The following is a 13,086-nucleotide window of genomic DNA, read 5'->3' on the forward strand; positions in this document are numbered from 1 at the left end:
CAGTTTTACAACAAAAACCCTTCTTTCTCAGTAATGGAATGAATAAGCCCTAAACTTTGCAGGGTTCGTTGCACGGTCATCAAAGTGTCGGAATCAAGTTGCCTCTGGCTCCAACGGGTTTTTGAAAGCCAATCTTGAATATCCTCGAGTTGCTGACCATACCCGTTGGCCAATGATCGATCGATACTTGGTATTGATTTGAATTCGGTGGTATAACCATTAATGACTTCTAAAATGTGCTGTAGAACATCTCGATGTTCATCAATAAAGTGGTCAGTTGCCGCAATAACGAAACAAGGCCATGGCGTAGGGCAATCTCCCAAACGCCTGAAAACCTGACTGTCTACCAATGGTTTTGTGGTGAAGTGCTCCCACATGAAATAATCCGCCTGATGCATAGTCAGGGCATCTACAGCACCGTCAAGATTGTTTATGACCTCAAATCGTAATGCTGTTTCGGTATCCCACCCCCGCGCTTGAGCATGAACATAGGCCATTAAATGACTGCCACTCCCAAAGCGGCTAATGGCTGTTTTCGTTCCCTTAAGTTCTTCAATGCGGGTAAATGCACTTTTAAACCCCACATGTATGCCCCAAAGAAGGGGTGTTGCGATATACTCTTGTACCACTTTTACCGGATTACCTTCCGAAATACTCTTCACGATTCCTTCCGTCAGGATAATTGCCAAATCGGTCTCATGATCTTTAAGCATTTGACTCATTCTGCCCGTACCTTCGGGTACATCTGTCCAGATAAGGTCAATTCCACGTTCTGCAAATGCACCTTCGTCTATGGCCATATGCCAGGGTAGGTTGAAATGTTCGGGTACGCCTGCGATCGTTACTCTTTTTTTCATGTTGTAAGTTTCTCTAAGGTATATTCAATCAATGCCGCGACCGATTTCTCTGGGTTTTTAGAAAACTCACCGGTCGCTCGGTTGGCCAAAAGGCAATTCATGGAAATCGCCTGGTGTCCCATCAACTTCGAGAGCCCATAAATGCCCGAGGTTTCCATTTCAAGGTTGGTTATTTTCAAGTCTTGATGGCGAAAAGACGCTAATATTGAAATCATGTCGTGAGTATTGATCGCTGTACGGAGTTGCCGACCTTGAGGGCCGTAAAAACCCGTATTTGTGGCAGTTACACCTAATCGTATACGATTTGAACTCAATTGCTGAAGCAGTTTTTCATCAGCTTTTACCACGTAGGGGGCCGATTTCGTAGCCGGCCAGTCTGCATGCTTCATAAATTTTTGCGAAATATCGGTGCACTGCATACGATGACTATCATAAAAGTGCAAAAGGGAATCGAACCCCATGGCATATGCACTTATGAGAAAAGAATCTACAGGAATTTCGGCTTGTATGGCCCCGGAAGTGCCGATGCGCACAAACTGCAAGCGGGTGGTTTCCTTCTTGATTTCCCTGGTTTCAAAATCGATATTGACCAAGGCATCCAATTCGTTCAGTACAATATCCACATTGTCGGTGCCAATGCCTGTGGAAATAACCGTTAAACGCTTTCCGTTTAACACTCCGGTATGTGTAATGAATTCACGTTTTCCTTTTTTCAATTCCAAGGAATCGAAATGCTTTGATACATCCGACACGCGGTCTGGGTCACCAACGGTAATGATGGTGGTTGCAACGTCTTCTGGTATTAAATTAAGGTGGTAGATGCTACGGTCAGCATTCAAGATTAGCTCGGATGACCCTAGCGGCATACTATAATTTTAGTATTCTATCGGTATTGGTATTATAAAGGAAGTTATATTTTAAAGCCCCTCCCAAATAAACGTTCGTGTCCTGAATAGCTGAATAGTAACTGGTTTGATTATCCAACACCTGCTTTCCTGTTTTGGAGAGTCGAACAGGGTTAAATGACGAAAACAGAGGCCTTAATCGATTCAAGGCTCGATCATATTGGCTATCACCGAAACCTAAGGTACCTTGATTTTTTAATATGGTACCGAGAAATGACTTTTTGGATGTTGGCCGTTCTTCAAGTGCCAATTTCAGAATATTGTTTTCCATTTCATTCAGACCGTTCTTGATGGACGGAAATCGATGTAAATGTGATTTTATACCTTCTGAGAGGTATTTGAATTGATAATTTTCGAAATCCCTAAGATTTTCCAAGCGCATAGGATTATCGCTACAGTATAGTTGCCATACGTAATCGGCATACTCAATATCGTCTTGCGACAAGATGGTACGGTTTTCGTAAAGCTTCAAAAGTTGTGAATCGTTCAAATCGTTCAGTGCATATAAACGCTCCGACTCATCTTCTTTGCCGCTGCACACCAATGAGATTTCTGCATACTTTCGATTGGCCTTTAACCAACTTAGTACGGCAAGCATGTTGATTTGACAAAAAAGATCATATTCGAACCAGAGGACAATATGATCTTGTTGTTTGTGATTACACAGGGAACGGTACTCTTTTAAGGTTTTTTCAATGAACCACGATTTAGAGACCTTATAGTTCTTGTTCAGGAACTCGAAACGGGTTTTCCAGAAGTTCTCGCTACCCACATTGGTGAGGGTTTTACCTTCGCAAAGCATTTCGCGCCAAGTAATGACGTCACCTTTTAGTTGAAGAGAACCCAATCGTTCTGTAAAGGCATCTCCATTTGTAATATGCAATAGGGAACTCATGTTAGGTAGTTGTTTAGGTTTTAATCGTCTAAAAATAACATTTAATCGATAGCGACAAAAAAAATTAACTAAAAAAATCCGTCGAACACCATTGAAAAGCAGTAATACCTTATATGATGTGATTGGTCAGGTCAACCTCCAACACGCTTGACCCGAAACCCCTTTTTCTTCAAAATATCCATAATCTTATCCCGGTAGTCGCCCTGTATGATGATAGTCTCGTTCTTAATAGAACCCCCAACACTGAGTTTGGTCTTCAACTCCTTGGCCAGTAATTTAAAATCTTTGGCCGCCCCGTTGTATCCTTCCAAAAGGGTTATCGGTTTACCCTTGCGTTTTTCGTATTTACAAATAATCGGTTCTTCTTGAAGCCATATATTGCTTTCAGGCGCTTTCGCTTCAGACTGTTCGGGTACATGTTCGGGAAAGAGATTCTTTAATTGGTCTTTTAAGTCCATGGTATGTGCAACATTTATAGAAAGGTATAGCCAAAGATTACTGATAAGTTCTTGAAGTCCGAGCCATAGTCAAAAGCTCTGATGATTTCCCTTGGGAAATCATATCGGAGCTCCAAAGAAAATTTACCGAATAATCGATACCCGAGTCCAATTGCAAAATTGGAGAGAGGGTTCACCTTGAGCCTGGACCTTGATAAAGTTAGGGCGGAAACCGATGAGTTCAATTCCATGTCGTTAAGCATATATCCCGAAAAGAAAAGAGCCGAATTTTTAGTAATAAAAGAATAATGTCGAATTCCCGCAGCAAACTCAACCGAGGAGTAATCTGCATCTAAGATGATCAAATCTGGCGAAAAACTCAAATTCTGTGTTGTTGTGCTTTGATAATTTCTATACGTCGGTTCAAAAAGTAATGCCCATTTATCCTTATTAAAGGGGAGGATAAACTCAAATTCTAAGCCAATACGAAAGCTTGCCGCGCCATCGTATTTTACTGATCGATCCAATCGATTCACTTCTAAAGAGGAGAAGTTGATTCCCGGTCGTAGGGCTATATTGAAGTAATCTTTTTTTTCTTTGGTGGTTGCATCTACCCAATTGGCATCCGTGCATTTATTATAGGTAACGAAAAGATTGGTCAATGTCGATGTCTTATACGAGGTTTTATCAATGAATCGCTTTGAAATGCCATCACATTTTAGGTCATTCCACAACTGTTGTTTATAGGTGTTGTTTTCTCCTATTGTATTATCGGGTTTTCGAAATTTTTTATAGACCAGTTGTTTCGGTTTTAAACTTTCCCGGGCATAGAAAAAGCGTCGAAGGTTACCTTCTTCATAATAGTAGAGGTTTGCGTTCCCTTCGATCAAATGTTGCAACAGCAATTCTTCCGCTTCAGACTTGACTTCCCGCGTACCTTCTAATCTAGCCGCTAAATCAGAAGATCTATTTATTTGCACTACCGCTTTGATGAATTTATAGTTGCCCACTTTGAATTCACTTATTTCTTGCGCTGTTTTGGTCTGGGCATCCGCCTCTTCCGATATTTTATAGGTAAAGCGATCCGGATTGTTCTTCCAATCCAAGTTCTTGATCAGACAGTCTATTTGTTCCCCGGAATTGGTAATGAAATAACCCTTTTCGAACGCGATTTGAGCGTGGGCACACAGAGAAAAAAGGCAGATAAGAAAAAAGAGAGACGATTTTTTTATCATAAGACTATTCCGTTTTTTTTTGTTTTGAAAACCTATTTCGATTTTTGGCGTCGATTACGCTGCAGGAATTAAAATGATATCAATTACATTGTCATTCAAAGAAGACGATAGCCAAGAGTAAAATTCAGGGTTGTAAACTCGGATGACCAAAAGACGTAATTATCCAAAATGTTCCGGGGTAACTGATACCGAATTTGGAATTGAAACGTATTTTTAAAGACATACCCGATTCCGAAAGCAAAATTTTCATTGGAGTCTATGGTCAAATCATCGGTTTGATCAATATTGATGTTTGAGTTCATAGTGAAATCGTGTACAAATGCGACTTCAATCGAAAGTTTTGAAAGATCATTCAGAAACATGTAATGTCGTACTCCTACAGGAAGTTCAATTGAACTATAAGTTATGCTCGCATCGAAGATGTCGCCTTCAGAAAAATTAAATGATCTCTCAACTTGACGGTCAGAAGTATACTTTTGATATGTGGGTTCAACGAACACCGACCATTTATTCTTATTATAGGGCAAAACCAATTCTAACGCAGTTCCCAGTCTTAGCCCAATAGTACTGGGGAAATCGAAAGTATATTGAGTTTCCAATCCATTGGAAACCTTAAAATTATTGGATGTCACACTCGGGTTCAGCCAAAGATTTAATTTTGTCTTTTTTTGTTCAGGCCTTTCAATTTCGTAACCACTATCCATACACTTGTTGTACCGCTGAAATAACTTCACCAAAGTCTTGGTCGTATACTTTATATTCGCGATTTCTTGGTTTGAAACCGAATTGCATTCAAGCGTGTTCAACAGTTTTTGCCTGAAAGCCACATTTTCACGGATAATAGCATCATCTGTACTATACTTTTTGTAGACCAAAGGTTCAATTGCATCATTGCCCATTTGAAGATAAAAACGTCGTAACCCTTCTTGGGTGTACCCGTGAAGCTTGGCACTGCCCTCAACCAATACTTTCAAAAACAAGGCTTCATCCTTAAAATCAGGTTGTTTCTCGTAACTGAGTTTTTCTGTCAAGTCCGAGGACCTATCGATTTTCACCTTGGTGCCGATGAACTTGGTTCCATCAGAGAACCCGAATTCTTTGACATTCAGGGGCAAACCCTTTTCGAGAGGCCCATTTTCTGAAATTTTGTACTCAAATGAATCTGGATTGTTCTTCCAATCGACATTTTTGATTAGGCAGTCTATTCGTTCCCCGGAATTGGTGATGAAATAGGCATTTTCATAGGCTATCTGAGCATTGCTGGTAAGGCACAAACAACAGAAGAGCAGTGCCAATAGAGGTTTGGTCATGAATTGATAAGTCAGGTTCTAGGTTCAAACGCAAAAATAGGGGAATTGTTTCATTTAATTCTGATGTAAAAAATGGAAAAACCCTACTAGGGCTTTACCAATCCCAGTTCGATCAACCGTTCATTCAAGAATGCACCGGCCGTAATATCTTCGAAACCTTTAGGGTTGGCGTCATCAATACAATCTTCCAAACAGTTTAAGGGCATTTCGCTAATGGGATGCATAAAGAAGGGGATGGAATAACGGGAAGTACCCCAAAGCTCCTTGGGCGGATTGACGACCTGGTGTATGGTCGATTTCAACTTGTTATTGGTCAATCGCGATAACATATCACCCACATTGATCATCAACTGATCTGGTCTTGCGATGGCGTCCACCCACTCGCCCTCATGGTTCATCACTTGTAGGCCTTTGCCATGGGCTCCCATAAGTAGGGTGATAAGGTTGATATCGCCATGTGCGGCCGCACGGACTGCATTTTTAGGCTCTTCCTTGATGGGAGGATAATGAATAGGTCTCAAAATAGAGTTGCCGTTTTTGATATATGGGTCAAAATAATATTCTTCTAAATCTAAATGCAGCGCCAAGGCCCGAAGCACGTATTTTGCCGTTTTCTCCAACATTTTATAGGTTTCCTCACCAACACTATTGAAATCGGAAAGCTCGCTAACCGTTACATTGGCAGGGTATTCAGCTTCTAATTTCGGATTGTCCTCTACATATTGCCCAAAATGCCAAAACTCCTTCAAATCACCTTCTTTGCGTCCTTTGGCATGTTCTTTTCCAAATGAAGTGTATCCTCGTTGACCTCCAATACCAAGAATTTCATACCTGTCTTTAATCTCCTGGTCGAGCTCGAAAAATTTCTTGATCTCACCATAAAGGGTATCCACCAATTCCTGGGACAAAAAGTGTCCACTCAAGGCGACGAAACCGATTTCCTCGAAAGCTTTGCCTATTTCTCGAATGAACTTTTGTTTTCTAGCAGGCTCTTCTGAAGTAAAATCCCGTAAATCTACACTGGGTACTGCGCTCATAGTACTACTTTTGAAGTTGGATCCAAAGTTAATAAATATTGTATGGGCGAGCTGATATCAACTCACTTTTGTGGTCTTTTTTGTTACATTTATCCCGATTTTTGCACTATGACCTTTAAAATATAACATGCAATACGATACGAAAGGAATACCCCAAGAAGTACAGCTCAAACTCTATGAGCGAATGCTAAAACCTCGGATGATCGAAGAGAAGATGTTGATACTGCTTCGGCAGGGGAAGATATCAAAGTGGTTCAGTGGAATTGGTCAAGAGGCCATTTCGGTGGGTGTCGCCAGCACCATGCGGAATGAGGAGTATGTACTGCCCATGCATCGAAATTTAGGGGTATTCACCACCAGGAACATTCCTTTACATCGCCTATTTGCTCAATGGCAAGGAAAGGCATCGGGGTTTACCAAAGGAAGGGACCGTAGTTTTCATTTCGGAACACAAGACTACAACATCATAGGCATGATATCACACCTCGGACCACAACTCGGGGTAGCTGACGGAATAGCTTTAGCCAATGTACTTAAGAAACGAAAGTTGGTGACCGCTGTTTTTACGGGTGAAGGTGGTACTAGTGAAGGTGATTTTCACGAAGCACTGAATATAGCGGCTGTATGGGACTTGCCTGTTTTGTTCTGTATTGAAAATAATGGATATGGACTTTCCACACCCACCAGCGAGCAATATCGGTGTGAACATCTGGCCGACAAGGGAAAGGGGTATGGTATAGAAGCCCATGTCATTGATGGAAACAATATACTTGAGGTCTTCTCAAAAGTCAATACCCTTTGCGAGCGAATGCGTGAAAACCCTGCGCCGGTACTGTTAGAGTTCAAGACATTCCGTATGCGGGGCCATGAGGAGGCAAGCGGCACCAAATATGTACCGAATGATTTGATGGAGGAATGGGCTGCCAAAGACCCTATTGCGAATTATGAATCCTATCTCTTGAAAGAAGGTATACTCACTGATGACATCATAGCCGATCGAAAAGCGAAAATAAGTACTGAAATAGACGAACATCTAAAGATAGCGTTTGAAGAAGAAACCGTTCCAGTGGTCAAGCAACGCGAACTTGAGGATGTATACCAACAGTATACCCCCAAAGCGGTCGAACCCGGTTCGGACCTTAAAAGTATTCGATTGGTCGATGCGATATCGGAAGGACTACGCCAATCCATGGAGCTACATGACAATCTGGTGCTCATGGGACAAGATATCGCCGATTATGGTGGCGTATTTAAGATTACCGAAGGTTTTGTAGACTCTTTTGGCAAGGAAAGGGTTCGAAATACGCCTATTTGCGAGTCTGTAATCGTTTCAGCGGCAGCCGGATTGTCAATTAATGGTATGAAGGCCGTGATGGAAATGCAATTCGCCGACTTTGCGAGTACTGGTTTTAATCCGATAGTGAATTATTTGGCAAAGATGCACTATCGATGGAACGAGAAGGCTGATGTTGTGATTCGCATGCCATGTGGAGGCGGAGTAGCAGCCGGACCTTTCCACTCACAGACGAATGAGGCCTGGTTTACAAAGACTCCGGGCCTGAAAGTGGTCTATCCGGCCTTTCCCTACGATGCGAAGGGCCTATTGGCCGCGGCTATCGATGATCCCAATCCCGTACTCTTTTTTGAGCATAAGGCCTTGTATCGAAGCATTTATCAAGATGTGCCAACGAATTACTATACCTTACCCTTCGGCAAGGCAAGCCTGCTTAAAGAAGGGGATACCATTACCGTGGTGACCTACGGAGCCGGTGTACACTGGGCCTTGGCAACCCTGGGAAGGCATCCAGATATTTCCGCTGATCTGATTGACTTGCGTACCTTGCAACCCCTAGATATCGAAACCGTTTATGCCTCCGTGGAAAAAACAGGTAAACTCATCATTTTACAGGAAGATAGCCTTTTTGGTGGAATCGCCAGTGATATTTCGGCCTTGGTTATGGAAAATCGATTCGAATATCTTGATGGCCCTGTAAGAAGGATAGCCAGCCTTGAGACGCCTATTCCCTTTGCCAAGAACCTGGAAGAGCAATACCTGCCAAAAGAGCGTTTTGAAGAGGCATTGCTACAACTGGTCGCCTATTGAAGGTTACCCTGATATACCTTATGTATTTTGTCGATTTTCATGCTTCCTCTGTCATATTTTTTGGTAATGAACGTTCTTTCGGAAGACCAGACGTTCAATTCTGTCGTATATAGCTGAAACCCCTAAATTCTGATTTAATGAATAAATATTTTTTCCTTCTGATTGCACTCTTAATGCTCGTTTCCTCTTGCTCCATTTCAAAGGCCGTTCAGGAAAAACGGAACTTACTAAGTGGTACTTGGACCCTTGAAGATGTTTCGTACGAAAATGGGACGGGAAACTTCAAATCCGTCATTTTTAATGATGCCGACGACATTTGTTTTGAAGGTAGTGACTGGTTTTTCAGGGACAACAATAGCACAGGGCGCTACACAATTGCCTCTTCATCACTTTGTACCGGTGGCGATCGATTTATTCGCTGGTCGGTGGTTGACAGTCCTGAAAATTATTCCAGTCAATTACAGTTCAAGCGAATCGATGAAAAGAACAAAGATGTAACCGGGCTTGGGTATCGATTGAACATCACTACACTGACCGCCGAGACTATGGTGTTGAAATCGAATGCCACTGTAGATGGAAAAGTCATCAATATCGTTTATAAATTCAATAAAAAATCTTAAAACAACCCCCATGAAGAATAATCTTAAAAAAAGTATACTCACTGTCTTATCCTTTGCTGTATTATTTAGTTGCAGCACCGTCAAGAATGCCAATCATAAACAAAAGGGAGCCGTAGTGGGCGCTACCAGCGGCGCCGTAATCGGTGGTGTTCTGGGTAATAATGTGGGCAAAGGCAACAATACGGCTTTGGGTGCGATTATTGGCGCCGTAGTGGGAGGAGTTGCAGGAGGCTTTATCGGTGACCGAATGGACCGACAGGCCGAACGTATCGAAGAAGAAATTCCCGGTGCGGAAGTGACCCGTGTGGGTGAAGGGATCAATGTGACCTTCAATGAAGAAGCGGGAGTGTATTTTGATACGAGTAAATCAAATGTGAAAGGCACTTCAGCCCAAACATTGAACAAATTGGCGGGAATCTTCAAGGAATACCCCAAGTCGTATATCTTGGTAGAAGGCCATACCGATAGTGCCGGACCTGAAGATTACAACATGAAGTTATCTCAACAAAGAGCAGAATCTGTGACCAATTATCTCATTGCACAAGGCATCAGTAACGGACGCTTTACCACAAAATGGTATGGTGAACTGCAACCTAAGGCCGATAATTCGACAGCGGAAGGAAAAAGTAAGAACAGACGGGTTGAACTGGCTATTGTGGCAAACGAGGAATTAAAGGACGAGGCCAAAAGAAAGGCAGGGCAATAGCGTCAACGAACAAGAACATAATTTTAAATCCCGGCGGAAGCGTCGGGATTTTTTAATTCTTATCTTTCCTTCGTGAAGAAGAATTACCAGGTCATCATTGTTGGAGGCGGACTTGCCGGGCTTACCGCTTCTTTACATTTACGCCAACAAGGCCATTCGGTATTGCTGGTCGAAAAAAAAACCTACCCCCATCACAAAGTCTGCGGTGAATATGTTTCCAACGAAGTAATACCCTATTTGCAATCCTTAGGAGTTTCCTTTGAAGGTCTGCGACCAAAAGTCATAGATACATTGTTACTGAGCTCTCCGGAAGGCAAATCGGTGCATGCCGAACTTCCCTTGGGTGGAATAGGTATCAGTCGTTTTGCATTTGACGACCTACTTTATAAAAAAGCCATGGATTCAGGCGTCGATTTTTTCCTTGGTGAAGTCACGGCGGTCGAATACAATGAGGACCGTTTTAAGGTTCGTACCGGAACTGGCGAGGAATTCAACAGTGAGCTGGTCATTGGAGCCTATGGAAAACGAAATACACTCGATAAGAACTTGAACAGGACTTTTATACATCAAAAATCTTCTTGGTTGGGTGTAAAGGCACATTATCGTTATGATGAATTTCCAGATAATCTGGTAGCGCTCCATAATTTTAAAGGCGGGTATGGCGGGTTGTCCAAAACGGAGACCGGAGTGGTCAACTTCTGTTATTTGGCATCGTACAAAAGCTTTAAAAAAGAAAAGAACATTGCCGATTTCAATACAAATATCATTTCCGAGAATCCCTTCTTAAATGAATTTTTAAACAAGGCACAACCACTTTTTGGGCAACCGTTGACTATAGCCCAGATATCATTCCACTCGAAATCGCCCGTAGAGCGACATATATTGATGTGTGGAGATACGGCAGGACTCATTCATCCCCTTTGTGGTAATGGCATGGCAATGGCGATTCACTCTGCAAAGATAGCTTCCGAACTAATCTGCGACTATTTTAAAAGTCAGAACCGAAATAGGGCTCGATTAGAGAATGAATATCGCAAACTATGGAATCGAACATTTCAGAAAAGAATGCGTACAGGCAGAAAATTACAAGCACTATTACTAAATCAAAAAGCGGCTAGTTTGGGCGTAGGGCTTGCAGTTCGTTTTCCAAATGTATTGAACCGAATCATAACGCTTACACATGGTAAACCTATATGAAACTAAAGGATCTTAGCGAACGCAGTACGGAACCCGAACTCATGGATGATTTTCAGGAAGGTGTAGATCGACTGCGGGTCGTATTCGCCGATATTAATCGCGTCAATCGGGTTTTAGGGGGCAATAAAATTACGACCGCCGCCGTGGCGAAGCTAATGGAAGCACATCCAAAAAAAGAATACACTGTTGTTGACATGGGCTGTGGCGATGGGACGATGCTTCGGGAAATTGCCAAACTCTGCGATAAAAAAAAAATCCGTGTGCGTTTGATCGGTATAGACTTGAACCATGAGGCGCTACAATTGGCAGAAGAAGCTTCTGTACACTATCCTCAAATCGAGTATCGACATGAGGATATCCTGAAACTTGAAACGGAACGATTTCATTGTGACATTTTGATCAACACCCTCTGTATGCATCATTTTACAGAGGCACAACTCCCCATATTTTTGAATAAGTTCGTTGAATTAGGAAAAATAGGTATTGTAATAAACGATTTGCATCGCAGTCGTTTGGCCTACTATCTCTTTCAACTCTTTAGTAGTATTTTTATAAAAACAAAAGTTGCTAAAATTGATGGTTTGATTTCCATTAGTAAAGGATTCGTCAAATCTGATCTGCTGTCTTATGCGAAAAGTCTTCCCTTAGTAAGACACCATGTGTCCTGGAAATGGGCGTTTCGCTATGTATGGGTCATGCAGCCAAATCGAATTGGAAAAGTATATGAATGAGACCCGAATAGTTACCGTGGCGAAGGAACTCCCTGAATACTGTCGCAGCACGGAAGAGATTATTCCATTTGTTGACCTTTGGTTAGCCAATGAAGATGACCGTTTTAGACGAAAAGTAGTCAAGATTTTTGAAGGTGCGGCCGTAGACAAACGATATGGTATTATGAGTATTGAAGAGGTCTTCACACATACTTCTTTCGAGGATAAGAATGCCATCTATGTTCGTGAAGTCAAAAAATTAGGCGAAGCCGTATTGCGGAAAGCGCTACAACAAAGCGAATGGGAGGCGAGTTCCCTAGATTATATTATTACGGTAAGCTGTACCGGTATAATGATTCCTTCGCTAGATGCCTATTTGATCAATGCCTTGGATTTGCGTAAGGATGTGGTGCGGCTTCCTGTAACTGAGATGGGGTGTGCCGCTGGGGTTTCAGGGTTGATATACGCCCATAATTTTTTAAAATCGAACCCCGATAAACGAATAGCTTTAGTAGCAGTCGAGAGTCCAACGGCCACATTTCAATTGGAAGACCATTCCATGGCCAATATGATTAGCGCGGCCATCTTTGGCGACGGAGCAGCTTGCGTCTTACTTTCGTCGGAAGCAAATGCAAAAGGACCTCGAATAGTGGGTGAGGAGATGTACCATTTTAAAGATGCTACCCATCTCATGGGATTCGATTTGACCAATCATGGACTGCGCATGATACTAGACCCCTCGGTACCCGAAACGATTGCTTTTCATTTCCCCGGGATCATTCACCCTTTTTTAAAGGACAACGGCAGTTCAATTGAAGCAGTAGATCATCTTATATTTCATCCTGGCGGGCGTAAAATTGTTCAGACAGTTGAAGAATTGTTCGGTAAATTAGGAAAAAATATAGATGATACCCGTGAGGTATTGCGAGCGTATGGCAATATGAGCAGTGCTACCGTATTATATGTTTTAGAGCGTTTCATGAAAAAAGGTATTCCAGAAGGGGAGCAGGGCCTGCTTTTAAGCTTTGGTCCTGGGTTTTCGGCGCAACGCGTTTTATTAGAATGGTAACTAC

General features: G+C 42.3%; 13 protein-coding genes. 6 read left to right on the forward strand and 7 right to left on the reverse strand.

Annotation, left to right across the window (positions count from 1 at the left end; translation table 11 throughout):
* Positions 1-5: 5 nt before the first annotated feature.
* From ACKWCA_RS12425 to ACKWCA_RS12455, 7 genes are all read right to left on the reverse strand, one after another.
* The gene (locus tag ACKWCA_RS12425) at positions 6-857 is read right to left on the reverse strand and encodes a substrate-binding domain-containing protein (RefSeq protein ID WP_413978523.1); all 852 of its coding nucleotides are present in this window, start codon (positions 855-857) and stop codon (positions 6-8) included.
* Entirely contained in the window at positions 854-1,723 is an 870-nt protein-coding gene (locus ACKWCA_RS12430; protein WP_413978524.1) for a nucleoside phosphorylase, read from the reverse strand. The genes ACKWCA_RS12425 and ACKWCA_RS12430 overlap by 4 nt, the downstream gene beginning before the upstream one ends.
* 1 nt (position 1,724) lies before the next feature.
* Entirely contained in the window at positions 1,725-2,657 is a 933-nt protein-coding gene (locus tag ACKWCA_RS12435) for a DUF1835 domain-containing protein (protein ID WP_413978525.1), read from the reverse strand.
* Between the two features lie 131 nt (positions 2,658-2,788).
* Positions 2,789-3,115, reverse strand: coding sequence for a translation initiation factor (locus ACKWCA_RS12440; RefSeq protein WP_413978526.1), 327 nt, complete (start codon positions 3,113-3,115; stop codon positions 2,789-2,791).
* A gap of 14 nt (positions 3,116-3,129) precedes the next feature.
* Entirely contained in the window at positions 3,130-4,329 is a 1,200-nt protein-coding gene (locus tag ACKWCA_RS12445) for a tRNA modification GTPase (RefSeq protein ID WP_413978527.1), read from the reverse strand.
* Positions 4,330-4,424: 95 nt separating this feature from the next.
* Positions 4,425-5,639: a hypothetical protein gene (locus ACKWCA_RS12450; RefSeq protein ID WP_413978528.1), complete on the reverse strand. Its 1,215-nt coding sequence runs from the start codon at positions 5,637-5,639 to the stop codon at positions 4,425-4,427.
* A gap of 86 nt (positions 5,640-5,725) precedes the next feature.
* Positions 5,726-6,676 carry an isopenicillin N synthase family dioxygenase gene (locus tag ACKWCA_RS12455; protein WP_413978529.1) on the reverse strand — a complete coding sequence of 317 codons (951 nt, stop codon included), beginning with the start codon at positions 6,674-6,676 and terminating at the stop codon, positions 5,726-5,728.
* Positions 6,677-6,803: 127 nt separating this feature from the next.
* Here ACKWCA_RS12455 and ACKWCA_RS12460 point away from each other — a divergent pair, with 127 nt between their 5' ends.
* The 6 genes from ACKWCA_RS12460 (at position 6,804) to ACKWCA_RS12485 (ending at position 13,082) form a co-directional block, all read left to right on the forward strand.
* The gene (locus ACKWCA_RS12460) at positions 6,804-8,780 is read left to right on the forward strand and encodes an alpha-ketoacid dehydrogenase subunit alpha/beta (protein ID WP_413978530.1); all 1,977 of its coding nucleotides are present in this window, start codon (positions 6,804-6,806) and stop codon (positions 8,778-8,780) included.
* A gap of 137 nt (positions 8,781-8,917) precedes the next feature.
* Positions 8,918-9,400: a lipocalin family protein gene (locus ACKWCA_RS12465; RefSeq protein WP_413978531.1), complete on the forward strand. Its 483-nt coding sequence runs from the start codon at positions 8,918-8,920 to the stop codon at positions 9,398-9,400.
* Positions 9,401-9,410: 10 nt separating this feature from the next.
* Positions 9,411-10,106 (forward strand): OmpA family protein, encoded by a 696-nt coding sequence (locus tag ACKWCA_RS12470; RefSeq protein ID WP_413978532.1) that lies wholly within the window; start codon positions 9,411-9,413, stop codon positions 10,104-10,106.
* A gap of 72 nt (positions 10,107-10,178) precedes the next feature.
* On the forward strand, positions 10,179-11,303 hold the full coding sequence (locus tag ACKWCA_RS12475) for an NAD(P)/FAD-dependent oxidoreductase (RefSeq protein WP_413978533.1): 1,125 nt from the start codon (positions 10,179-10,181) through the stop codon (positions 11,301-11,303).
* On the forward strand, positions 11,300-12,034 hold the full coding sequence (locus ACKWCA_RS12480) for a methyltransferase domain-containing protein (protein ID WP_413978534.1): 735 nt from the start codon (positions 11,300-11,302) through the stop codon (positions 12,032-12,034). Before ACKWCA_RS12475 ends, ACKWCA_RS12480 begins: the two co-directional genes overlap by 4 nt.
* Positions 12,027-13,082: a type III polyketide synthase gene (locus ACKWCA_RS12485; RefSeq protein ID WP_413978535.1), complete on the forward strand. Its 1,056-nt coding sequence runs from the start codon at positions 12,027-12,029 to the stop codon at positions 13,080-13,082. The genes ACKWCA_RS12480 and ACKWCA_RS12485 overlap by 8 nt, the downstream gene beginning before the upstream one ends.
* The last annotated feature ends 4 nt before the right edge of the window (positions 13,083-13,086 follow it).

The sequence above is a fragment of the Maribacter corallii genome (assembly GCF_047345415.1).
Taxonomy (GTDB): Bacteria; Bacteroidota; Bacteroidia; order Flavobacteriales; family Flavobacteriaceae; genus Maribacter_C.

Bases quoted from the DNA above. Each gene is read 5' to 3' on its own strand.
- ACKWCA_RS12425 (WP_413978523.1), bottom strand. From the start codon at position 857: ATGAAAAAAAGAGTAACGATCGCAGGCGTACCCGAACATTTCAACCTA.
- ACKWCA_RS12430 (WP_413978524.1), bottom strand. From the start codon at position 1,723: ATGCCGCTAGGGTCATCCGAGCTAATCTTGAATGCTGACCGTAGCATC.
- ACKWCA_RS12435 (WP_413978525.1), bottom strand. From the start codon at position 2,657: ATGAGTTCCCTATTGCATATTACAAATGGAGATGCCTTTACAGAACGA.
- ACKWCA_RS12440 (WP_413978526.1), bottom strand. From the start codon at position 3,115: ATGGACTTAAAAGACCAATTAAAGAATCTCTTTCCCGAACATGTACCC.
- ACKWCA_RS12445 (WP_413978527.1), bottom strand. From the start codon at position 4,329: ATGATAAAAAAATCGTCTCTCTTTTTTCTTATCTGCCTTTTTTCTCTG.
- ACKWCA_RS12450 (WP_413978528.1), bottom strand. From the start codon at position 5,639: ATGACCAAACCTCTATTGGCACTGCTCTTCTGTTGTTTGTGCCTTACC.
- ACKWCA_RS12455 (WP_413978529.1), bottom strand. From the start codon at position 6,676: ATGAGCGCAGTACCCAGTGTAGATTTACGGGATTTTACTTCAGAAGAG.
- ACKWCA_RS12460 (WP_413978530.1), top strand. From the start codon at position 6,804: ATGCAATACGATACGAAAGGAATACCCCAAGAAGTACAGCTCAAACTC.
- ACKWCA_RS12465 (WP_413978531.1), top strand. From the start codon at position 8,918: ATGAATAAATATTTTTTCCTTCTGATTGCACTCTTAATGCTCGTTTCC.
- ACKWCA_RS12470 (WP_413978532.1), top strand. From the start codon at position 9,411: ATGAAGAATAATCTTAAAAAAAGTATACTCACTGTCTTATCCTTTGCT.
- ACKWCA_RS12480 (WP_413978534.1), top strand. From the start codon at position 11,300: ATGAAACTAAAGGATCTTAGCGAACGCAGTACGGAACCCGAACTCATG.
- ACKWCA_RS12485 (WP_413978535.1), top strand. From the start codon at position 12,027: ATGAATGAGACCCGAATAGTTACCGTGGCGAAGGAACTCCCTGAATAC.